Raw genomic sequence first — 21,939 nt, 5'->3', positions numbered from 1 at the left:
CTCCGCGACACGGTGTCGGACCTTCAGAGACGTCTGCAGGCGTGCACCGTCGCGGGGCTGACCGCGCTGGCCGCGCTCCTTCCCTCCCCTCGCTCGGCGTCGGCGCAGTCTCCCGAGAGCCCGCTGCTCCGCGGCGGCCAGGTCCGCCTGGAGATGCTGCCCGAGATCCGGATCTGGAACGAGCGCTACGGCGGAACGGCCGAGCCCTTCGACGAGCTCGAGCCCTGGGCCGCGGACTTCATCCTGCCGCAGGTGGACCCGTCGTTCCTCCCGCCGCTCGCAGACATCCAGAGCAGCCTGCGCGACCTCCTGGCCGATCCCGACCTGGTCGCGGACCTGGGCAGCACCCGCGCGCGCATGCAGGCCAACCGCACGGAGATCCCGCTGGGCCTGGCCGTCGGGGTGTTCGATTGGCTCACGGTGGGCGTACGCGTCCCCTTCGTCCGCCGCCGGGTCGAGGTCGACTGGGCCCTGGACCCCACGGATGCCACCCTGGGACGCAGCCCCGGCATCGCGGACGCGTCCGTGCAGACCTGGTTGGCGGAGCTGGGCGCCGTCATCGACCACGTGGCCGCCCTCGTGGACGAGCGCTGCACCACGCTCGGGGCCGCGGACCCGGCCTGCGTGCGCGGACAGGAAGCGGTCTCCACCGCCACGATGCTCTCCGAGAACCTGGCCGACGCCTGGGTGGGGCTGTTCTTCGTGCGCGCCGGCACCTCCGCCGCCGGTCGTCTGGGATCCCGCGTGGACGCCGTCGCGGACCTGCTGCGCCAGGAGGGCGACCCGGCCTTCATCGACCAGACCTGGGTGACGCCCCTGCCGTTCGCGACCGGGCCCGCACAGGTGGAGGACCTCCAGACCCTGGTGACGGACCCCGCCTACGGCGTGACCGCCGACCCGGTGGACTCGCAGCTCAGCTTGTGGGAGATGGGGGACGTGGAGGTCTCGGCCGCCCTGCGGGTCTTCGAGCGCCTTCCGGCCCGGGATCCGTCCGTCTCGGATTCGCTCGCCCGGGCGGGTGGGGGCGGCGTGGGGGTGCTGCTGGGCGTGGGCGCCACCTACCGCCTGGGCACCGGGCAACCCGACCTGGCCTTCGACTTCGTGGACCTGGGCAGCGGGGACGGCCAGGACGACCTGGAGGCCATGGTGTTCGGGCGCTTGGACCTGGGTGCCCGCATCCGAACCCGTTTCGAGGCCCGCTACGGCGTCCAGCAGGAAGGCGAGCGCATCGCCCGCGTGGGCCCACCCGAGCAGCCGATCCGGCTGCTGGCCACCCAGCGCACCCTGCTGTGGGACCCGGGAGACTACCTGGACCTGATGGTGGCCCCGGAGCTCCGCATCGCGCCCGAGCTCTCGCTGGGGCTCCGCTACCGCTACTACAGCAAGGGCGCCGACGCCTGGAGCCTGCCGGCGGGCGCGGAGCCCGACGCCGTGCTCCCGCCCCTCGAGGTGCTCTCCCGCGAGACGGAGGTGACCGTCCAGCACCTGGGGATCGGGGCGACGCTGTGGCCGTCTCCCCGCAGCCGGGCGCGCGACCAGTGGCCGCTGGCGGTGTCGGCCGAATACCAGCTTCCCTTGGGGGGTCAGGGCGGGATGGTGCCGCGCGACGCCCGCTTCCGGGTCTCGGCGCGGCTGTTCGTGACGCTCTGGTAGGTGAAGATGCCGCGTCCGCCCGATCGGAGCGCGGCGCGCACCGGAGGGTCGGACCGCCGCTCCGCCCTACGCCTTCCCCGCCAGCAGCTCGCGGGCGTGCTCGCGCGACACGCTCGACTCCGCGTCCCCGCCCAGCATCCGGGCGATCTCCTCCACGCGGGCGTCCCCGTCCAACCGCTCCAGCGAGGCCTGCGTGGCCTTGGCGCCGCTGCGCTTGGTCACCCGCAGGTGCTCGCCGGCGCGCGACGCGATCTGCGGCAGGTGCGTGACCACGAACACCTGGTGGCGTCCGGCCACGCGCAGCAGCGTGTCCCCCACGGCGTTGGCCACGGCGCCGCCGATGCCGGCGTCCACTTCGTCGAAGATCAGCGTGGGCACGCGGTCCACCTCCGCCAGCACCGTCTTGAGCGCGAGCATCACGCGCGCGAGCTCCCCGCCGCTGGCGATGCGGGCGAGGGGACGCGGCTCGAAGCCGGCGTTCAGCGACGCGTGGAACTCCACCCGCTCGCCGCCGTGCAGACCGGGCTCGGGCAGCGGGTCCAGGCGCACCTCGAACGTGGCCCCCTTCAATCCGAGGTCCGGGAGCAACGCGCTCACCTCCTCCGCCAGACGGCCCGCGGCCTGTCGGCGGCGCGCGCCCAGATCCCGGGCGGCCTTGGCCAACCGCCGCTCGGCCTCGGCGAGGCGCCGGTCCAGCTCGCCCAACTCGATGGAGCTGCCGGACAGCTCCTCCAGCTCGCGCTCGACCTGGGCCTGCGTGGCGCGCACGTCGGACAGCTCGGGACCGTACTTGCGCTTGAGCCGGTAGAGCAGGTCCAGACGGGCCCGGAGCTGCTCCACCCGGCCGGGATCGGCTTCGGTGCCCGACGCATAGCTCGCAAGCGCCCGACCGACCTCCACCAGGCGGTGGTAGGCCTCGTCCAGCAACGTCCCGTGCCCGCCCAGCTCCGCGTCCATCCGCGCCAGCTTGGCCAGCTCGTCCCGCGCGGCGCGCAGGCGGTCCGAGAGGGAGTCCTCGCCCGCGTACAGCAGCTCGGACAGGCCGTGGCTGCCCTGGAGCAGGTCGTCCAGGTGCTCGAGGCGGTCCAGCTCGGCGCGCAGGCGCTCGTCCTCCCCCTCCTCCACCGCTGCGCCCGCCAGCTCTTCGAGCTGGAACTCCAGGAAGTCCCGCCGCCCTTCGATCTCGCGCAGGCGGACCGCCCGCTCCTCGCGCTCGTCCCGCAGCGCAGCGCGCGCACGCCAGGCATCCTCCACCTCACCCACCACGCTACCCGCGCCCGCGAAGGCGTCGAGGATCTCACGCTGGGCGTCGCGACCCGTCAGGGCCTGATGCTCGTGCTGGCCGTGCAGGTCCACGAGCGCACGGCCCAGCTCCCCCACCTGGCCGGCGGTGCTGGGCGAGCCGTTGACCCAGGCCCGGCTGCGACCCTCGCGCGCGACCTCGCGGCGGAGGATGAGCAGACCGTCCGGGTCGTCCACGCCCAGCTCCTCCGCGCGGCGGCGCACGTCGGGCAGCCGGCGCACGTCGAACACGGCTTCGATGCGGGCGCGAGCCGCGCCCACCCGCACGGTGTCGCTGGAGGCACGCTCACCCAGCAGCAGGGAGAGCGCCCCCACGATGATGGACTTCCCCGCTCCGGTCTCGCCGGTGAGCGCGACCAGCCCGGGACCGAATTCGGCACGCAGGTCGTGGATGACCGCGTAATCGCGGATGCGGAGCTCGATGAGCATCGCGGAGGAATCTACCGGGGCGCCCGGGGCGCGCTCAATGGAGGGACGGGACGGAGCGGGTCGGCGACCGGGTGTCGTGACGCCGCACCAGGACCTGGTCCCGCGCGCTGCCTTCGGCGGCCGCGCCCGCTCAGCCGTGCGTGCTCGGCAGCGCCCAGCCCAGCTTCTCCCGCAGCGTCGAGAAGAACGTGTAGCCTTCGAGGCGCATCAGATCGATGCCGATGCTCCCGCGCCGGACGTGCACCGCGCTGTCCGGCTCCAGGTTCTGGGCCACCTGTCCGTCCACGGTGAGGCAGAGCTCGCTCGTGGGCTCGGCGGCGCGGATCGTGACCTCTGCGTCCGACGGCAGGGCCAGCGGGCGCACGGACAGGATATGCGGACAGATGGGCGTGACCAGCGTGCACTCGACGCCGGGAACCACCACCGGTCCCCCCGCGGAGAGGGAGTAGGCGGTCGAGCCCGTGGGCGTCGACAGGATGACGCCGTCTCCCGAGAAGCTGCCGATCTCCTCCCCCGTGGCGAGGGAGAGGTGGAGTCGCACGACGCGCGCCACACCGGTCGTGTGGACCACGACGTCGTTCAGGGCCATGTGGCGCCCGGCCGTGGTGCCGCTGACGCGCGCGTCCATGGTCACGCGCCGATCGATCTGGGTACGCCCGTCGAAGAGCGCAGCAAAGGCGCCGTCCAGGTCCCGCGCGGGGGCGGCCGTGAGGAAGCCCAGCCGTCCCAGGTTGATCCCGAGCACGGGGACGTCCCGACCGGCCACCAGGCGTGCCCCGCGGAGCAGGGTGCCGTCGCCGCCCAGCGTCACCATCAGGTCGATGCCGCTCGCGTCCGCCGGGAGGACCTCGACGCCGGGCCGGTGCAGTGCGGGCTCGGCGAAGACGGTGATGTCGCGCGCGTCACACAGCGAGCGGATGCGGTCGACCAGATCGGGCAGGCGCGGCTCATGGTCCTTGCCGATCAGGCCGATCCGCGCGAAGCGGCGCGGCGTGCTCACGCGGTCTCTCGCGACCGGCTCCCGGCTTCGGCCACCAGCGCCCGCACCCGCTCCTGGATGCCGTCCACGTCCAGACCGACCTCGGAGAGCAGCGCGCCACGGCCGCCGTGCATGATGAAGCGGTCGGGAAGCCCCATGGTGGCGATGCGCACGCCAGGCTGACGCTCGGCCAGCGTACGCGCCATCAGCGCGCCGAAGCCGTTGACCACCGTGCCTTCTTCGACGGTCAGGACCAGCGGACACGTCCGGACCACACGCTCCAGGACCTCTTCGTCGAACGGCTTCAGGAAGCGGCAGTTGACGACGGTGGCATGGATGCCCTGCGCGAGCAGCTGGCGTGCGGCCTCGTCTGCGACGCGCACCATGGTACCGACCGCCAGGATGGCCACGTCCCGACCCTCCCGCACCACCTCCCAGCGGCCGTATCCGATCGGCGGGATCTCGGCGAGCGGCGGCACCTCCTCCGGGACCGCGTCCCGCGGCCAGCGGATGGAGAACGGTCCGTCGTGCTCGACGCCCAGACGCAGCAGCGCCAGCATCTCGGCGCCGTCCATCGGCGCCGTGACGGTCATGCCGGGCACGGTCAGCATGTACCCGATGTCGAAGCAGCCGTGATGGGTGGGGCCGTCCTCGCCCGCGATGCCCGCGCGGTCCATGCAGAAGACCACGGGCAGGTCCTGCAGCGCGACATCGTGGACGATGTTGTCGTATGCACGCTGGAGGAACGTGCTGTAGATGGCCACCACCGGCTTGACGCCGCGCGTGGCCATGCCGGCCGCGAAGGTCACGGCATGCCCCTCCGCGATCCCCACGTCGAAGAAGCGGTCGGGGAATGCCTCGGCGAACTGATCCGTGCTGGTTCCATCCGGCATGGCGGCGGTGACGGCCACCACGTGCGGGTGGGTCCGCCCGATCTCGACCAGGCCCCTCCCGAACACCGTCTGGTAGCGCGGCAGACCTCCGCTGCGCTTGAGGCCCTGCCCCGTGATCTTGTCGAAGGGCGAGGCGCCGTGCCACTTGAACGGGTTCTCCTCCGCCAGCGCGTAGCCCCGTCCCTTCTGCGTGAGCACGTGCACGAGGATGGGGCCCTTCAGCTCCTTGACCCGCGCCAGCGTCTCGACGAGCGCGTCCAGGTCGTGGCCGTCCACCGGGCCGATGTAGCGGAAGCCCAGCTCCTCGAAGATCATGCCCGGCACGAAGAAGTGCTTGACGCTCTCCTCGAACTTGCCCACGGTGGCGCGCACCACGTCCGCGAGGCTGGTGGGCGCCTTGTGGATCAGATCGCGCACCTCGTCCTTGACCCGGTTGTAGACCGGGTTGGTGATCATCGAGGTGAGGTACTTGTTCATGGCGCCCACGTTGGGCGCGATGGACATGTCGTTGTCGTTGAGGATGACGATGAAGTCGCGCCCGCTGTGGCCGGCGTTGTTGAGCGCCTCGTAGGCCAGACCACAGGTCATGGCGCCGTCGCCGATGATGGCGATCGACTCCAGCTGCTCCCCCAGGACGTCGCGGGCCACGGCCATACCCCAGGCCGCCGAGATGGACGTGGCCGCATGGCCGGCGCCGAAGGCGTCGTACTCGGATTCGTCCCGGCGGCAGAAGGGGGCCAACCCGTCCTTCTGGCGGATGGTGGGGAGCTGTTCGTTCCGGCCGGTCAGGATCTTGTGGATGTAGGCCTGGTGCCCCGTGTCCCACACGATCTGGTCGCGCGGCGGTTCGAACACGTGATGCAGGGCCACGGTCAGCTCCGCCACCCCCAGGCTGGCCGCGAAATGGCCCCCCAGCCGGGAGACCACGTCGATGTGCCGGTCCCGGACGTCCTTGACCAGCTGGTGGAGCTCCTCGCGGGAGAGCTGCTTGACGTCGGCGGGAGATGCGACCCGATCGAGAAGGGACACCGTGCTGTCGACTCCGGGGTGGATGGGCGGACCGTCCGGCCCGTGGTGACCGCTCCCCCGCGGGGACCGGCCGGTCAGCGTTCTCGCCCCAATATATAGACGGCGAGCCCGTCGAGGGCAGCCGAGTGGATCCCGGCCTCCCGGAGCCCGGCGCGCGCGGCATCGACCACCTCCGCTCCGCGGGCACGGGCGCCGTCGAGCCCCAGGAGCGCCACGAAGGTGGACTTGTCGAGGTCCGCGTCGCTCGGCTCCTTGCCGAGCGCGGCGGCCGATTGCGTCCGATCCAGGATATCGTCGGCGATCTGGAAGGCCAGCCCGATGGCGGTGCCGTAGGCGATCAGCGCCTCACGCCGGGCGGGATCGGCCCCGGCGGCGCGCGCGCCCAGCTCCAGCGAGGCCGCCAGCAGCGCGCCCGTCTTGCGGCCGTGCAGGTGCGTCAGGGCCTCCTCGTCCAGGTGGCGCCCTTCGGCCTCGAGGTCCAGGACCTGCCCCGCCACCATCCCGGTGCCGCCCGCCGCCCGGCAGAGGCAGGCCACCACCGCGCCAGCCTCCCGCTCCGCCAGCCCCAGCGCCCGCGCGGCGGTCCAGGCCTGCCGCGCCGCGAGCGGGATCAGGAGCAGCCCGGCCCGGGTGGCCGCCTCCACCCCGTGCACCATGTGGGGGGTGGGACGCCCGCGCCGCAGCGGCGCGTCGTCCATGCACGGCAGATCGTCGTGCATGAGCGAATACGCGTGGATCATCTCGAGCGCCGCGCCGAGATCGTACACCGCGTCGGGCGCCCGCGCCGGATCGCCCTGCACGGCCTCCCAGGCCGCAGCCACCAGGATGGGCCGGATGCGCTTGCCGCCGGAGAGGACGCCGTCGTGCACCGCCGGGGCCAGCCGGCCCAGGTCGGGGGCCGCGGCCTCCAGCGCCCGGGCGAGCGCCGCCTCCACCCGGGCGCCGCCGGCCTCCAGGTACGACGGCAGCTCGAACGCGGCGGCCTTCACGCGTCCTCCGCCTCGAACGGCTCCAGACGGGCGCGCTCGCCCTCGCCGACCAGCTCGTCGATCCGCAGCTCGGCCGCCGCGAGGATCTCCTCGGCGCGCCGCAGGTGACCCACGGCTTCCTCGAACAGGGCGATGGCGCCATCGAGCTCCATTGGCTCCGACTCGAGGGAGCGGGCGATGCGCTCCAGGCGCGCGGCCAGCTCCTCGAGCGTGGGATTGGACGACGAAGACGAGCTCACGTGGATGGGCGTCCGGTGCGGCAGGGGATGGGCGAGGCGCGACGGAAGTTGTCCCCCGGCGCAGGAGCCGACAAGACGGTGCAGGTCACCCGTCGGTCGCAGCTGCCATCGTGTTTCGGGGGGGGAGGCCCCCGCACGGACTCGACCCGCAGCATCTCCCGCGGGCAGCCACGACACCGCGCCGGACACGAGCCGCCCCGCCGGAACACCTCTTGCGCTGTTCGGCCGTCGACGCTTCTCGAGTCGGGGGCGAGTCATGCCGTCCAGCGCCCGCATCCTCCTGGTCGCCCTCCTGGCGGCTCTCCTGTGTCCGTCCGCGGTCCCTGCACAGTACTTCGGCCGCAACAAGGTCCAGTACGACGACTTCGCCTTCCGCGTCGTGGAGACGCCGCACTTCGACGTGCACGTCTATGAGCGGGAGAGCGAGGGGCTGGTGGTCGACGCCACCCGCATGGCCGAGCGCTGGTATGAGCGCCTGTCGCGCTTCTTCGGGCACGGCTTCACCGAACGCAAGCCGATCCTGCTGTATGCGAACAAACCGGACTTCCAGCAGACGAATGCCGTATCGGGCTTCCTCTCGGAGGCGACGGGCGGCGTGACGGAGTCCATCAAGAACCGCCTGATCATGCCGTTCACGAGCTCGTACGCCGAGACCGACCACGTGCTTGGTCACGAGATGGTGCACGTGTTCCAGTACGACCTCGGGCGCGGCCGGGACGGAGCGGGACCGGTAGCGATCGGACGGCTTCCGTTGTGGGCCATCGAAGGGCTGGCCGAATACCTCTCCCTGGGGCGATCCCATCCCCACACCGCCATGTGGCTCCGCGACGCCGTAGTGCGGGACACGCTTCCGACCCTCGACGATCTCACGAACGAGCCGCAGCGGTATTTCCCGTACCGGTTCGGACACGCGTTCTGGGCCTGGTTCGCGGGCCGCTACGGCGACGTGGCATTGCGCACCTTCTTCCTGACCGCGGCCCGGGGCGGCCTGGAGGCCGCGGCTCGCACGGTGCAACGCCCGCTCGACTCCCTCTCGGTGGAGTGGCAACGAGATACCCGCGCCTGGTACGCCCCGCTGCTCGAGGGTCGGTCCGGCGGCGAAGCCTTCGGTCAGGCCGTGCTCGACGAGGGCGAAGAAGGAGGCCGCATCCATCTCGGTCCCGTGCTCAGCCCCGACGGCAGCCGGGTGATGTTCCTGTCCCAGCGCGACCTGTTCACGTTCGATCTCTACGTGGCCGACGCCACGACCGGCGAGATCCAGGCGCGGGTCTCGAGCATGGGCTCGCAGGACCCGCACCTGGAAGGGCTCGCGTTCACGCAGTCGTCGGGCACGTGGGCACCGGACGGCGAGCGCATCGCCTTCGTGACCTACGCGGACGGGGACAACCGGATCGCAGTGGCCGACGCCGCCACGGGCGAGCTTCTGCGCAGCTACGGGCTCGGTACCGCGGAAGCCGCCTACTCCATCGCCTGGTCGCCCGACGGTGCCTCGATCGCGGTATCGGGTTCCGAGGGCGGTGTGACCGACCTGTTCCTCCTGGACGTGGAGTCGGGGGCACTCCAGCGCCTGACCGACGACCCCTGGACGGAGCTGCACCCCGATTGGTCGCCCGATGGTCGCAGCCTCCTGTACGCCACCGACGCGGGCGACGGGAGCGATCTCACCGCGCTCTCGTTCGCTCCGCTGGGCCTCGCCCTGCTGGACGTGGCCACGGGCGAGCGCCGGGTCTTCCGGCCGCTTCCGGGCGGCGACCACACCAATCCGCGCTTCGGACCGGACGGACAGCGCATCTGGTTCCTGTCCGACCAGGACGGCTTCCGCGATCTCTACCGGATGACGCTCGGGAGCGGACGGGTGGAGCGCATGACACGGCTGCGCACCGGGATCTCGGGCCTCGCCGGCGACGCGCCCGCCCTGTCGGTGGCGCGCGAGACGGAGCGCGTCTTCTTCACGGTCTTCGAAGGCGGCGACTACATCGGGTACGGCGCGGATGGGGCGACCTGGGCCGGGGAGGAGATCGCGGGAGCCCGGGTCGCGGCCACCGTCCCGTTCGCGGGCGCGCCGCGCCCGATGGCGCGGCTCCTTCCTCCCGTGGAGTCGGTCACCGCGCCGCAATGGGTGACGGAGTACCTCCACGCGCCCTCCGTGGGCCTGCCGCCGCCCTCGCCGGACTATCCCTCCCACGACTACGACTCCGACCTCCGGCTCGACTACGTCGCGCAGCCGACAGCCGGCATCGGGGTGGATCGCTTCGGCACGACGCTCGGCGGCTCCATTGCGGCCTTCTTCAGCGACATGCTGGGCAACGAAGTGCTGGGCCTCGCGGTGGCGGCCCAGGGCGACCTGCAGGACATCGGGGGCGAGGGCATCTACGCGCGGCAGGGCCGCCGGCTGAACTGGGGCGTGACGGGGGGGCGCATCCCCTTCCGCAGTGGCTTCAGCCAGGTCCGCGACACCACGGTGGCGGACGTCGGCGGGCGCGTGGTGGATCTGGTCATCGACCGCACGTTCGTCAATCGAGGCGCGCTCTTCGCCGAATACCCGCTGAGCCTGACCCGCCGCTTCGAAGGCGAGCTCGGCTTCACGCGCTATGGGTTCGGCCGCGAGATCCGCCGCACCGTGCTCGCCGGCAACGTCGTGGTGGATCAACTCGAGCTCGGTCGGCCGGCACCCGACGCGATCCATCTGGCAACCGCCTCCCTGGCATTCGTGGAGGACTATTCGTTCTTCGGTTTCACCTCGCCCGTGCGGGGCGGCCGCTCACGCTTCGAGGTCCAGACGCAGCTGGGAGACATCGACTTCACGACCGTCCTCGCCGACTGGCGGCGGTACGTCTTCGCGGCGCCGTTCACGCTCGCCTTCCGGGGGCTGCACTACGGGCGCTATGGCGGCGACTCGGACGACACCCGCCTGAGCCCCCTGTTCCTGGGCCAGCAGTCGTTCGTACGCGGCTACTCCGTCGATTCGTTCGATGGACGGGAGTGCACGGTCACGCAGGGCAGTGCGTCCTGCCCCGAGCTGGACCGTCTCGTGGGAACCCGGATCGCCGTGGCGTCGGTGGAGTGGCGCGCGCCGCTCAACGGCACCGAGGCGTTCGGGATCCTGGACTGGGGTTTCGTTCCGGTCGAGCTGGCGGCGTTCGCGGACGGTGGGGTGGCCTGGACCGGGGACGAATCTCCCGAGTTCGAGCTCACAGCTCGCTCCTTGGAGCGCATCCCGGTCTTCAGCGCCGGCGTGACGAGTCGCTTCAACCTGCTCGGCCGGCTCGTGTTCGAGGTCTTCTGGGCCTACCCGTTCCAGCGCCCCGACCACGGGGGCGTCTTCGGCTTCCACTTCGCGCCGGGCTGGTGATCCGCCCGGCCACGCTCGCTACCGACAGGAGGCATCCGTGACGGCTGCACCGATGGGCGCCGCGCCCCGCTCCCGATCCTTCGCATCCGCGGGACGTCCGCAGATCTGGGTGGTCCTGCCGCTCCTCGCCCTCCTGCTCGCGTGCGGCCGGGGGGATGTCGAGGAAGCACCGCCCGCCTATGCGGAGCCTGATCCGCAGCTCGATCCGCCCCGTACGCCCAGTGGCCCCGACACGACGCCGGCGGCGGTCTGGTCGCACCTGGAGGAGTCGGAGTTCGACCGGACGTGGTTCCTCTTTCCCGGAACGGAGGAGCTGTACCCCGGCACCGACCCGCACGGCGCCCTGCTGACCACCTACGTCAACGGGCTGGCGCTGGAAGCCCTGCAGCGGGGCGCGGCAGCGCTGCCGATCGGCTCGCTGCTGGTGAAGCGCAACTTCGCGGCGGACTCGACCTTTGTCTCCACCACGATCATGTACAAGTTCGCCGGATACGATCCCGATCACGACGACTGGTACTGGTTGAAACGAGCGGCGGACGGGGCCATCGAAGCGGAAGGTCGGGTCGAGTCCTGCCAGGAATGTCATGCCCGCTCGGGATCGGACTACATCCGGACCGCCCGCCTGGGGAATCCCGAACCCGGCCTCTGAGCGCAGCGGAACCCGGCGCGCGCCTCCTCGCGGGGCGCGCTCCCGGAACGCGTCTTGCGACATCTCCCATGCGTCGAGACGACGCTCCCCGCAGAGCGGAGACGAAACACATGGATACACAGAATCTCAAGCGATACTCTTCCCTTCTGGCCATCCCCGCGCTCGCGCTCGCGACTTCCGCGCTGACAGGCAGCACAGCTCAGGCGCAGGTCGTCGACGGGCTCCAGGAGATGGACGAGCGACCGGTGGACTTCGAGGTGCGTGCGGGACCCAGCATCCCCGGTGACAACCTCACCGAGATCGTGGACGTCGGCTTCGCCGTCGGTGGTGCCGCGGACTGGTGGGTGAACGACCGGGTGGCCCTGCGGCTGGACGGAAACGTGGATCTGATGCCCGGAAACGACGTGGGCGCGATCGACGTGCAGCCGGACACGCGCCTGTTCCACTACGGCGGAGGGATCCTGGTGGACCTGATGCCCGCCGAGATGGAACGCTGGACACTGACGACGTCGTTCGGTGCGGGTGCGGTGACCATCGATACCGATGAGTTCGTCGCGGCCGCCGCGACGGAGGACAACGACTTCACCGAGACCTATTTCGACGTCAACGCCGGACTGCGCCTCGGCTACGAGGCCACCGAGAACCTGGAGGTCGCCGTGGGCGGTCAATCCTACGTGGCGTTCCTGGACGAAGAGGACACGGACGTCTTCGCCGTGGGCAACCCGGCGCTCGATCCGTTCGACACGTCGGTGACGTTCCCGATCACGGCCACGTTGCGCTGGTCGATGCCCAACTAGAGGGAATCGCCCGGTCACGCACGGCCCGATGACAGACTGACGTGACCTCGACACGAAAGGCCGGGCGCCCGCAGGCGCCCGGCCTTCTCTTCGTCCTGGCGGCCGCACCCGCCCCACCGGGACCCAGAGGCGGGCGGTGGCCGCGAACGGTCACGCGTCACGCGTGTCAGGTCCGGAACGCCGCACCGCCAGGGTGCGCGCCTGCACGGTCCCGTCGGCCACCCGCAGGTCGAAGCGCTCGCCCTCGTCGAACGCCGCGACCGAACGCAGCAGCGCTCCGTCGGGGGCGGTCGCGACACTGTAGCCGCGGCTGAGCGTCGCGAGCGGCGAAAGCGCATGCAGGCGGCCGGCCAGACCCGCCAGCCGTTCGCGCTCCCCCAGCACGCGGCGATCCAGGGCCCGGCGCGCCGCAGCCGAGGCCCGGTCGAGCCGCAACCGCTCCTGCACGGCGCGCCGACGGAGCGCGCGCCCGAGGCGCGGGCCCAGCCCGTCCAGCAGGGCGGTCAGCGCGGCGGCGCCGGGTACGACCATCTCGGCCGCCGCGGTCGGCGTGGGCGCGCGCAGGTCGGCCACGAGGTCGGCGATGGTCAGATCGGTCTCGTGTCCCACGGCCGAGACGACCGGCACGGGACAATCGGCGATGGCGCGCGCCACGACCTCTTCGTTGAAGGCCCAGAGGTCCTCCATGGAGCCTCCCCCCCGTCCCACGATGAGGACGTCCACCCGGCCACTCGTACCGAGGACGCGCACTGCGCGCGCGATCTCCGCCGCCGCACCGTCCCCCTGGACACGGGTGCCACGCACCACGATCCGCGCCCAGGGCGCCCGCGTGCGCAGCCCCTGCAGGATGTCGCGCAGCGCTGCCCCCTCCAGCGAGGTCACGATGCCGACACGGGCGGGCAGGCGTGGCAGGAGACGCTTGCGTGCGGGGTCGAGCAGGCCTTCGGCCTCGAGCTTCGCGCGCAGTCGCTCGAGCGCGAGGCGCCACAGGCCGTCGGCGCCGTCCGTGGTCAGGCGGCGCACGACCAGTTGATACTCGCCCCGGGCCTCGTACAGGGTGAGCGAGCCCTGCACCTGCACCTGCATCCCCTCGCCGGGATCGGTGGGCAGACGCTCGGCCTCGCTGCGGAACAGCACCGCGCGGATCTGCGCCTCTTCGTCCTTCAGGCAGAAGTAGCAGTGTCCGGAACGCGCGCGCGTCCACCCGGTCACCTCTCCGCCCACCCAGATGGGGGCGACGGTCTCCTCCAGCAGGCGGCGCACGGCGCGATTCACCTGCGCCACCCGCCACACGCGCGGGCGCGCGCGGCCCTCCTCGGGAGCGTCGGATTCGCTCAGCGGTCGGCTCCGCGACGGCGCGCCGCCGCGACGGTGTTGTGCATGAGCATGGTGATGGTCATCGGGCCCACGCCACCCGGGACGGGGGAGATCGCCGCGGCCACCTCCTTGACCGCGTCGAAGTCGACGTCGCCCACGGTGCGAAAGCCGCGCTCGCGCGACGCGTCCTCCACGCGGTTGGTGCCGACGTCGATCACGACGGCACCCGGCTTGACCATGTCGGCCCTGATGGTGCCGGCGCGCCCGATCGCGGCGACGAGGATGTCCGCCTGGCGCGTGATGGCGCCCAGGTCGGGCGTGCGGCTGTGGGCCACCGTGACGGTGGCGTTGCCGCCCCGGGCCTTGCGGAGCAGCAGCGCCGCCATGGGCTTGCCCACGATGTTGGAGCGGCCCACCACCACAGCGTGCTTGCCGGACGGATCGAAGCCGCTGCGGACCAGCATCTCGATGACCCCGGCGGGCGTGCAGGGCGCGAGGACGTCTGGATGATCCGTGGCCAGCAGACCCACGTTGATCGGGTGGAAGCCGTCCACGTCCTTGGCCGGGTCGATGGCCATCAGGACCTTGTGCTCGTCGATCTGGGACGGGAGCGGAAGCTGCACCAGGATCCCGTGGATGCGCGGATCGGCATTCAGCCCCGCGACCACGCCGAGCAGCTCCTCCTCCGAGGTGTCCGCCGGCAGCGTGATCTGCTGCGAATGGATGCCCAGCTCCTTGGCGGTGCGGTTCTTCATGCCGACGTACTGATGGCTCGCGGGGTCGTCTCCCACCAGGACCGTCGCCAGCCCCGGAGTCACTCCTTCCGCCTTCAGGGCCTCCACCTCTCCGGCGAGCTCGGTCCGGATCTCCTCGGCGATGGCCTTCCCCGAAATCAACGTCGCGCTCATCGAACTCCCTTTCGTGTGATGGGCTCGGAGGAGCCCGGACGGTCGGCTGGCGGCGGGCCCGGCCCGGACGTTCCGCTCGGCAGACGGCGCGAGGCGCCGACGGGCCCGCGCGTCAGCGCGCGAAATCCACGGCCCGTGTCTCGCGGATGACGACGATCTTGATCTGGCCCGGGTACTGGAGCTCGCCCTCGATGCGCCGGGCCACATGCTCGGTGAGCTGGGCCATCTCGGCGTCGGTGACCTTCTCGGGCTCCACCATGATGCGGAGCTCGCGTCCGGCCTGGATGGCGAAGCAACGCTCCACGCCCGGCTGCTCCATGGCGATCTCCTCCAAGGACTCGAGCCGTTTCACGTAGCTCTCGAACATCTCGCGCCGGGCGCCGGGGCGCGATCCGCTGATGGCGTCGGCCGCGGTCACCAGGAAGGTCTCGGCGAAGAAGTGCGGCTCCTCGTCGTGGTGGGCGCGGATGGCGTTCAACACCATGGGGTGCTCGCCGTGCTTCTTGCAGAGGCGGTAGCCCAGCTCCACGTGGGTGCCCTCGTGCTCGTGGGTCATCCCCTTCCCCACGTCGTGCAGCACCCCCGCGCGCTTGGTCAGCGTCGCGTCGAGCCCCATCTCCGCCGCCATGTGCCCCGCCAGCATGGCCACTTCGCGGGCATGCTGGAGCTGGTTCTGCCCGTAGGAGGTCCGGTAGCGCAGGCGGCCGAGCGCCTTGACGATCTCCGGATGCACCCCGTGGATGCCGAGCTCGTACAGGAGCTCCTCGGCGGCCTGGACCATGCCGCCGTCCACCTCGTGGGCGCTGCGCTCGACCACCTCCTCGATCCGGCCCGGGTGGATGCGACCGTCCTCGACCAGGCTCTCCAGCGCGATCCGGGCGACCTCGCGCCGGATGGGATCGAAGCCCGAGAGGATGACCGCCTCCGGGGTGTCGTCGATGATGACGTCGATCCCGGTGGCCTGCTCGAAGGCCCGGATGTTCCGGCCTTCGCGGCCGATGATCCGGCCCTTCATCTCCTCGGAGGGAAGCTGGACCACGGAGACCGTGGATTCGGCCGTCTGCTGCGCGGCGATGCGCTGGATGGCCAGGGCGACGATCTTGCGCGACTCGCGCTCCGCGTTCTTCTGCGCCTCCTCGGTGATCTGGCGCAGGCGGTTGGCGGCGGCCGCCCGGGCCTCGGCCTCGAGCGACTCGACGAGCTGCTTGCGCGCCTCCTCCGCGGTGAGCCCGGCGGTCCGCTCCAACCGGGTCTGGGCCTCGGCCCGATCGGATTCCGCCTCGGCGCGCACGCCGTCGATCCGGACGCGCTCGGCCTCGAGCGCCTCCTGCTTCCGGGCCGCGTCGACGTCGCGCTCGTTGAGCCGGGCGTACTGCTGATCGAGCAGGCCGGCCCGTTCGTCCGCCCGCCGCTCCACCCGATCCAGCTCGTCGCGGCGCCGCGACTCCTCGGCCTCCCAGGCCTCGCGGAGCCGGATCGCCTCCTCCCGTCCTTCCAGAATTGCTGCCTTGCGGGCGGCCTCCCCCTCGTCGCGCGCCCGTGCCAGGAGCCGTGAGCCCTCGTCCGTCGCAGCCGCCACCTCGGCGGCCCGACGCGCACGCTCACGCGTCCCCCGGACGAGGGAGCCCACGATGCTCCCTCCCAGGAAGGCCAGCACCGCCAGCGCCCACGCCAGCGGGGTCATGTATCGCTCCAAATCGGGCGTGTGGAACGCCCGTAGGACAGCCTCGTTCAGGGTCTCGGCGGGACCGGGTCCGGCCGAGCCCTCGTGGCCGGAGAATAGAGGAGGGCGGAGCGGCGCGGCAAGGAAGAGGCCAGGGGCGCGCCAGGCGCTCCGGGGTACGGGGCGCGCGTGGGCCCGGGGGCGGCAGGCCCCGCACCGTGCCCGGCTCCGGAGGAGGCCTGGCTCAGCCCTCCAGCGCGGCCTCGATGCGGTCGGCCAGGGCGGCGGCCGTCTCGTCCAGCTGGACCCGCAGGGCGTCCTCGCCGTCGCGGGCGCGAAAGAACTGGTCCGTGATGGACAGGGCGGCCAGGATGGCCGCCCGGTGACCCTCGACCCCGCGATCGCGGATCTCGCGGATGCGCTCGTCCACGAAGCGGGCGCAGGCCCGGGTGTATTCGGCGGGGGCGTTGGAGCGGATCGCGTGCTCCTCACCCGCGATCTTGACCGTCACCGAGGTGCGGGCGTCACTCATCGGCGTTCCTCCATGAAGCGCAGCTTGGCGCGCACGCGCTCGACCACGGCCCGTCCCCGGGCGAGTCGCTCCTGCAGATCCGCGTTCTCCTCCTCCAGCGCCCGGACGCGCTCCTGCAGGTGCCGGGGGCTTTCGGTCCCCTTCTCGAAGGCGCGCAGGAGGCCCTCCATCTCGGCCACCTGGGCTTCGGCCCGCTCGGCGCGTGTGCGCTCCTGGCCCCGGGCCGCGAGCAGGTGATCCACCGCCCGCTCCAGGCGCGCCACCGAGGGCGGCCGGGCAGGACGGTCAGGTCCGGGCGTCGACATCCAAGGCCTCCTTGAGGGCGGAGAGGATCCGGCGGATGCGCCCCTCCACGTCCCCGTCCCGGAGCGTGCGGTCGGGGGCCTGGAAGCGCAGCCGCCAGGCCAGGGAGCGCCGGCCCTCCGGCACGCCGGCCCCCTCGTAGACATCGAAGAGCTCCACCCGCTCCAGCAGCGGACCAGCGGCCGCGACGATGGCCTCCCGGACCGTCCCCGCAGTCGCGCCCACCGGCACCAGCAGAGCCAGGTCGCGCTCCACCGCGGGGAAGGCAGGCAACGGCCGGACGGGCCGGACGCGGGCGGGCGCGCCCTCCGCCGGCAGCTCCAGCTCGAAGCCCCAGACGGGATCCGCCCAGGCGGGCGCGTCCATGGCGGCGGGCCGCACCCGGCCGGCGAGGGCGAGGCGGTGCTCCCCTTCCCCCACCTGCCAGACGCCCTCCAGGACGGGGTGACTCGCGCCCTCGCCCCGGACCTCGCCGCCCGGGGTCGCCTCGCCCACCGCCTCCAGCACCGCCTCCAGCACGCCCTTGGCGTCCCAGAAATCCAGGGGCTCCCGCGCCCCCGACCAGTGCTCGGGATGGCGGGCCCCGGTCAGCACCACGGCCAGTCGGGTGCTCTCCCGCGGCTTCTCCCCGACCGGACCGGCGTGGAAGACCGTGCCGATCTCGAAGAAGCGCAGGTTGCGCTGCCCGCGATTGAAGTTGTGCTCGAGCGCCCGCAGCAGGCCGGGCAGCAGCGAATCGCGCAGGTGGGTGCCGTCGGTGGACAGCGGGTTCGGGATCCGGACGGACCCGGCCCTGGCGAAGGCCAGCGTGTGGATCTCGAAGAGCCCCTTGCCCACCAGCAGTCGACGTACCCGATCCTCGAGCTGGAACAGGGGATGGTCCGGCACGGTGCTGGGTCGGAAGGCGCCGAGCGTGTCCGGGAACCGGTCGTAGCCGTACGTGCGCGCGATCTCCTCGATGACGTCGATCTCGCGGGTCACGTCCCAGCTCCGGTGGCCGGGCACCTCCCACACGCCGTTGCCGTCCTCCAGGCCCCGGTCGACGAAGCCCAGCGGCTGGAGCAGCTCGCCCGTCTGCGCGTGCGAGACGTCGATCCCCAGCACCTGACGCACCCGCGCGGGCCGCACCGGGATCCGGCGCCGGCTCCACGGCCGGGCCGCCACCTCCAGCACCTCCGCGTCGGGCTCCCCACCGGCGGTGGCGACCACGATCTCCACGGCTCGGGCCAGCGCCTCGCGCTGGAGCTCGGGGTCCACCCCGCGCTCGTAGCGGTAGCTGGCGTCCGTGACCATGTCGAGCGCCCGCCGGGTGGCGCGCACCTGCCGCGGCTCGAACAGGGCACACTCCAGCAGGACGTCCGTGGTGCCGGTCGAGACCTCCGACTCCTCCCCACCCATCACGCCCGCCACGGCGACGGGACGCTCCGCATCGCAGATGGCCAGCATGGACGGCGACAGCGTGCGGGTCACCCCGTCCAGGGTGACCAGCCGCTCGCCCGGGCGCGCCGTGCGCACCACGATGGCCGACCCGGCCAGGCGGGCGAGGTCGAAGGCGTGGAGCGGCTGGCCGAGCTCCAGCAGGACATAGTTGGTGGCGTCGACGACGTTGTTGATGGGCCGCGCCCCCGCGGCCCGCAGGCGGGCCTGCAGCCAGGCCGGCGAGGGCCCCACCCGCACGCCCCGGACGACCGCGCCCAGGTAGCGGGGACACAGCTCGGGCGCCTCCACCGTGATGGAGACGCCGGCCGCCTCGGCGCGCCGGCCGTCCGTGCGGAGCGGAGCGGAGAACGGGCGCCCGTCGGGGATGGGAGGCAGCACCAGCGCGGACTCGCCGGCCAGCTCCCGGGCGATCCCGCGGTGGCTCAGGAGGTCCGGCCGGTTGGCGGTGACCTCCACGTCCAGCCGGGCGTCGTCGAGCCCGAGCGCCTCCACGAAGGGCATCCCGGGCGTGAAGGCCGGGATCTCCAGGATGCCCGCGTGGCTGTCGCCCAGACCCAACTCCTGTTCGGAGCACAACATGCCCTCGGAGACCTCACCTCGGATCTTGGCCTTCTTCAGGGTGAGCCCTCCGGGCAGCGTGGTCCCGACCGGCGCGAAGGGGTAGTGGCCGCCCGCCCGGACGTTGGGGGCGCCGCAGACCACCGAGAGCAGCTCCGGCCCGCCGGCGTCCACCCTGCACAGGCTCAGACGATCGGCGCCCGGATGCCGGCCGGCCTCGACCACCCGGCCCACGACGACGCCCCGGAGACCTTCGGCCAGGTCCACCACCTCCTCGACGGGCGTGCCCCGGAGCGCCAGGCGCTCGACGGTCTCGGCCACGGAGGCGGACCAGGCGGGCGCGAGCTCCCGCAGCCAGCGATAGGACACCTTCATGCGAACTGCCCCAGGAACCGCACGTCGTTCTCCACGAAGGTGCGCAGGTCGGAGATGCCCCAGCGGGTCATGGCCACGCGGGCCGGCCCCATCCCGAACGCCCAGCCGGTATACCGCTCGGGGTCGATGCCGACGTGCTCCAGGACGGCCGGGTCGACCATGCCCGCGCCCATGATCTCGAGCCAGTCGCTCTCGACCGCGGTCCCGTCCGGCAGGATGCGCGTGTACTTCACGTCCACCTCGGCGGAGGGCTCGGTGAACGGGAAGAAGGAGGGCCGGAAGCGGACGCGGGCCCCGGGTCCCCAGAAGCGGCGGGCGAACTCGGCCAGCGTGGCCTTGAAGTCCACGAAGCTGACGCCCTCGTCGATCACGAGCCCTTCCACCTGCGCAAAGGCGGGCAGGTGGGTCGCATCGGTCGTGTCCCGCCGGTAGGCCATCCCCGGCGCCAGGATGCGCACCGGCGGCGGGTGGTCCCGCAGCGTGCGGACCTGGACCGGCGACGTATGCGTGCGCAGCAGGAGAGGGCGCTCCAGGTAGAACGTGTCGGCGGCGTCCGCGGCCGGGTGCTCGAGCGACGTGTTGAGGGCCACGAAGTTGTGCCACTCGTCCTCGACCTCGGGGCCGCGGGCGCGCGTGAAGCCCAGGCCCCGGAAGATCTCCCAGATCTCGTCGATCACCTGCTGGATGGGATGGATGGCGCCGGTCCAGCCCTCGCGCGCGGGCCGGGTGGGATCGGCCACGGGGCCGTCGGGGGCGGAGCCTCCGCCCAACGACTGGGCCCGGGCATCCAGGGCCGCCTCGATGGCGGCCTTCACGTCGTTGGCCTTGGCGCCCACCCGCGGGCGCTCGGAGGCGTCCAGCGTGCCCAGGGCCCGCAGGAGGAGCGACAGGCGCCCGCCCTTGCGGCCCAGCCAGGCCACGCGCGCCGCCTCGAGCGCGGCGGCATCCCCGGCGCCGGCGATCTCCGCCTCGGCCTCCTGCGCCACCCGCTCCAACTCGCCGATCAGCCCCGCGACATCGGTCTCGGACATCCCAGATCCAGCTTCAGACGACACGCTGCAAACGAAAGCGAGGGTGCAACCTATGCGTCCACTTCCCAGGCCGGAAGTGTCCGGGGGAGAAGAAACGGGGCCGGAAGGGAGGATCCCCTTCCGGCCCCGGCGAACCATCGACGCGCGCTGCGGATCAGGCCGCCGCCAGCGTCTCCTTCACCTGGGCCGCGACGGCGCCGAACGCCTCCGGGTCCCGCACGGCCAGGTCGGCCAGCGCCTTGCGATCCAGCTCGATGCCGGCCCGCTTCAGCCCGTCCATGAACCGCGAGTACGAGAGGTCGTGCTCCCGAGCCGCGGCGTTGATCCGCGTGATCCAGAGGCGCCGGAAGTCGCGCTTCTTCTTCTTGCGGTCCCGGTACGCGTGCTCCCACCCCTTCTCCACCGCGTCCTTGGCGGTCTTGTAGAGGTTCTTGCGCCCACCGAAGTAGCCTTTGGCGGCGCGTAGGATCTTCTTCTTCCGCTTCTTGCGGGCCGGTGCGCCGGTCGAACGTGGCATGGTTGTCTCCTAGCCCTGGAGCAGACGCGAGATGCGCCGCTCGTCCGCCTTGGACACCAGCGTGGCCTTGCGCAGGCGCCGCTTCCGCTTGGTGGTCTTCTTGGTCAGGATGTGGCTCTTGTTGGCCTTCATCCTGCGGATCTTGCCCGTCCCGGTCTTCCGCATGCGCTTCGCGGCGCCCCGGTTGGTCTTCATCTTCGGCATGACGCCTGTCCGTCCTCGCTGGCTCTACTGCTTGGTGTTCAGGGGCGCCAGCACCATGGCCATGATGCGCCCCTCGAAATTGGGTTCCTGTTCGACCTTCGCGACGTCGCCCAGGTCCTCCATGATCCGTTCGAGCACCTCCACCCCGAGCTCGGGATGGGTGACCTGCCGTCCGCGGAACATCATGGTCACCTTGACCTTGTTCCCTTCCTCCAGGAAGCGGCGGGCGTGGCGGGTCTTGAACTCGTAGTCGTGGTCTTCGATCCCGGGCCGGAACTTGACTTCCTTGACCTGGATCACGTGCTGCTTCTTGCGGGCCTCACGGGCCTTGCGCGCCTCTTCGTACTTGTACTTCCCGTAGTCCATCATCTTGACCACGGGCGGCCGCGCATCGGGGGCGACCTCCACCAGGTCGAGCCCCTTCTCGCTCGCGCGCTGGCGAGCTTCGTCGATCGAAACGATCCCGATCTGCTCTCCGCCGTCGCCGATCAAGCGGATCGGGCTGATCCGGATCTGCTCGTTGACGCGGGTTCGTTGCTCTCTGATGGTCCTCCCTCCGGTTCGGGAAGCCGCCCGACCCCGCAGGCGGCGTGATTGGCCTGGTGCACAGACGCAAAAAGGCCCGATGTGTGATCGGGCCTTGCCGAACCGTCCTCCGCAACGGGGAGGAAGGGGGACGGTTCTTCATGGACCCGGCGATGCCCCCGAGGGGGATCGAGAGGTGGGGATCTGGCTCGATCCCACTTTCCACACTGTCGGATCAGGAATGTCGCCCGGGGC

Annotated in this window: 19 protein-coding genes; 4 read left to right on the top strand and 15 right to left on the bottom strand. The window is 71.9% G+C overall.

Annotated features, from left to right (window positions below):
- Positions 1-12: 12 nt before the first annotated feature.
- Entirely contained in the window at positions 13-1,653 is a 1,641-nt protein-coding gene (locus R3E98_04265) for a hypothetical protein (GenBank protein ID MEZ4422599.1), read from the top strand.
- Between the two features lie 66 nt (positions 1,654-1,719).
- On the opposite strand, the gene recN is transcribed toward R3E98_04265, so the two are convergent.
- The 5 genes from recN to xseB form a co-directional block, all read right to left on the bottom strand.
- The gene (gene recN / locus R3E98_04260; GenBank protein ID MEZ4422598.1) at positions 1,720-3,384 is read right to left on the bottom strand and encodes a DNA repair protein RecN; all 1,665 of its coding nucleotides are present in this window, start codon (positions 3,382-3,384) and stop codon (positions 1,720-1,722) included.
- Between the two features lie 130 nt (positions 3,385-3,514).
- A complete protein-coding gene (locus R3E98_04255) occupies positions 3,515-4,384 on the bottom strand; it encodes an NAD(+)/NADH kinase (protein MEZ4422597.1) in 870 nt (289 codons plus the stop codon).
- Entirely contained in the window at positions 4,381-6,285 is a 1,905-nt protein-coding gene (gene dxs, locus R3E98_04250) for a 1-deoxy-D-xylulose-5-phosphate synthase (GenBank protein MEZ4422596.1), read from the bottom strand. Before dxs ends, R3E98_04255 begins: the two co-directional genes overlap by 4 nt.
- A 74-nt stretch (positions 6,286-6,359) precedes the next feature.
- On the bottom strand, positions 6,360-7,274 hold the full coding sequence (locus tag R3E98_04245; protein ID MEZ4422595.1) for a polyprenyl synthetase family protein: 915 nt from the start codon (positions 7,272-7,274) through the stop codon (positions 6,360-6,362).
- Positions 7,271-7,513 carry an exodeoxyribonuclease VII small subunit gene (gene xseB, locus R3E98_04240; GenBank protein ID MEZ4422594.1) on the bottom strand — a complete coding sequence of 81 codons (243 nt, stop codon included), beginning with the start codon at positions 7,511-7,513 and terminating at the stop codon, positions 7,271-7,273. The genes R3E98_04245 and xseB overlap by 4 nt, the downstream gene beginning before the upstream one ends.
- Before the next feature lie 256 nt (positions 7,514-7,769).
- Between xseB and R3E98_04235 the strand changes: the two genes are divergently transcribed.
- The 3 genes from R3E98_04235 (at position 7,770) to R3E98_04225 (ending at position 12,311) form a co-directional block, all read left to right on the top strand.
- The gene (locus R3E98_04235; protein ID MEZ4422593.1) at positions 7,770-10,865 is read left to right on the top strand and encodes a peptidase S9; all 3,096 of its coding nucleotides are present in this window, start codon (positions 7,770-7,772) and stop codon (positions 10,863-10,865) included.
- Positions 10,866-10,902: 37 nt separating this feature from the next.
- Complete coding sequence (locus R3E98_04230; GenBank protein MEZ4422592.1) at positions 10,903-11,514, top strand: hypothetical protein; 612 nt, start codon at positions 10,903-10,905, stop codon at positions 11,512-11,514.
- A 110-nt stretch (positions 11,515-11,624) separates the two neighbouring features.
- Positions 11,625-12,311 (top strand): hypothetical protein, encoded by a 687-nt coding sequence (locus tag R3E98_04225; protein ID MEZ4422591.1) that lies wholly within the window; start codon positions 11,625-11,627, stop codon positions 12,309-12,311.
- Between the two features lie 150 nt (positions 12,312-12,461).
- On the opposite strand, the gene xseA is transcribed toward R3E98_04225, so the two are convergent.
- The 10 genes from xseA to infC all read right to left on the bottom strand — a co-directional run bounded on the left by xseA (position 12,462) and on the right by infC (position 21,705).
- Entirely contained in the window at positions 12,462-13,586 is a 1,125-nt protein-coding gene (gene xseA / locus R3E98_04220; protein ID MEZ4422590.1) for an exodeoxyribonuclease VII large subunit, read from the bottom strand.
- A 59-nt stretch (positions 13,587-13,645) separates the two neighbouring features.
- On the bottom strand, positions 13,646-14,536 hold the full coding sequence (folD, locus tag R3E98_04215; GenBank protein MEZ4422589.1) for a bifunctional methylenetetrahydrofolate dehydrogenase/methenyltetrahydrofolate cyclohydrolase FolD: 891 nt from the start codon (positions 14,534-14,536) through the stop codon (positions 13,646-13,648).
- A 112-nt stretch (positions 14,537-14,648) separates the two neighbouring features.
- Positions 14,649-16,220, bottom strand: a complete 1,572-nt coding sequence (gene rny, locus R3E98_04210; GenBank protein MEZ4422588.1) for a ribonuclease Y — start codon at positions 16,218-16,220, stop codon at positions 14,649-14,651.
- Positions 16,221-16,443: 223 nt separating this feature from the next.
- Positions 16,444-16,731, bottom strand: coding sequence for a cell division protein ZapA (locus tag R3E98_04205; GenBank protein ID MEZ4422587.1), 288 nt, complete (start codon positions 16,729-16,731; stop codon positions 16,444-16,446).
- On the bottom strand, positions 16,728-17,036 hold the full coding sequence (locus tag R3E98_04200) for a hypothetical protein (GenBank protein ID MEZ4422586.1): 309 nt from the start codon (positions 17,034-17,036) through the stop codon (positions 16,728-16,730). The genes R3E98_04205 and R3E98_04200 overlap by 4 nt, the downstream gene beginning before the upstream one ends.
- Positions 17,017-19,407 (bottom strand): phenylalanine--tRNA ligase subunit beta, encoded by a 2,391-nt coding sequence (gene pheT / locus R3E98_04195; protein MEZ4422585.1) that lies wholly within the window; start codon positions 19,405-19,407, stop codon positions 17,017-17,019. The genes R3E98_04200 and pheT overlap by 20 nt, the downstream gene beginning before the upstream one ends.
- Complete coding sequence (gene pheS, locus R3E98_04190) at positions 19,404-20,414, bottom strand: phenylalanine--tRNA ligase subunit alpha (protein MEZ4422584.1); 1,011 nt, start codon at positions 20,412-20,414, stop codon at positions 19,404-19,406. The genes pheT and pheS overlap by 4 nt, the downstream gene beginning before the upstream one ends.
- Before the next feature lie 178 nt (positions 20,415-20,592).
- Complete coding sequence (gene rplT / locus R3E98_04185) at positions 20,593-20,955, bottom strand: 50S ribosomal protein L20 (protein MEZ4422583.1); 363 nt, start codon at positions 20,953-20,955, stop codon at positions 20,593-20,595.
- Positions 20,956-20,964: 9 nt separating this feature from the next.
- Positions 20,965-21,159, bottom strand: a complete 195-nt coding sequence (rpmI, locus tag R3E98_04180; GenBank protein MEZ4422582.1) for a 50S ribosomal protein L35 — start codon at positions 21,157-21,159, stop codon at positions 20,965-20,967.
- A 24-nt stretch (positions 21,160-21,183) separates the two neighbouring features.
- Positions 21,184-21,705 (bottom strand): translation initiation factor IF-3, encoded by a 522-nt coding sequence (gene infC / locus R3E98_04175; protein MEZ4422581.1) that lies wholly within the window; start codon positions 21,703-21,705, stop codon positions 21,184-21,186.
- Positions 21,706-21,939: the final 234 nt, after the last annotated feature.

This window comes from Gemmatimonadota bacterium (assembly GCA_041390125.1).
Classification (GTDB): Bacteria; Gemmatimonadota; Gemmatimonadetes; order Longimicrobiales; family Gaopeijiaceae; genus JAGQIF01.
The sequence above is the reverse complement of the archived record's forward strand: the minus strand, read 5'-3'. Positions and strand labels throughout refer to the sequence as shown.

Coding starts and splice junctions, on each gene's coding strand:
- recN (MEZ4422598.1), bottom strand. CDS start 3,384: ATGCTCATCGAGCTCCGCATCCGCGATTACGCGGTCATCCACGACCTG.
- R3E98_04235 (MEZ4422593.1), top strand. CDS start 7,770: ATGCCGTCCAGCGCCCGCATCCTCCTGGTCGCCCTCCTGGCGGCTCTC.
- R3E98_04225 (MEZ4422591.1), top strand. CDS start 11,625: ATGGATACACAGAATCTCAAGCGATACTCTTCCCTTCTGGCCATCCCC.
- folD (MEZ4422589.1), bottom strand. CDS start 14,536: ATGAGCGCGACGTTGATTTCGGGGAAGGCCATCGCCGAGGAGATCCGG.
- rny (MEZ4422588.1), bottom strand. CDS start 16,220: ATGACCCCGCTGGCGTGGGCGCTGGCGGTGCTGGCCTTCCTGGGAGGG.
- R3E98_04205 (MEZ4422587.1), bottom strand. CDS start 16,731: ATGAGTGACGCCCGCACCTCGGTGACGGTCAAGATCGCGGGTGAGGAG.
- R3E98_04200 (MEZ4422586.1), bottom strand. CDS start 17,036: ATGTCGACGCCCGGACCTGACCGTCCTGCCCGGCCGCCCTCGGTGGCG.
- pheT (MEZ4422585.1), bottom strand. CDS start 19,407: ATGAAGGTGTCCTATCGCTGGCTGCGGGAGCTCGCGCCCGCCTGGTCC.
- rplT (MEZ4422583.1), bottom strand. CDS start 20,955: ATGCCACGTTCGACCGGCGCACCGGCCCGCAAGAAGCGGAAGAAGAAG.
- rpmI (MEZ4422582.1), bottom strand. CDS start 21,159: ATGCCGAAGATGAAGACCAACCGGGGCGCCGCGAAGCGCATGCGGAAG.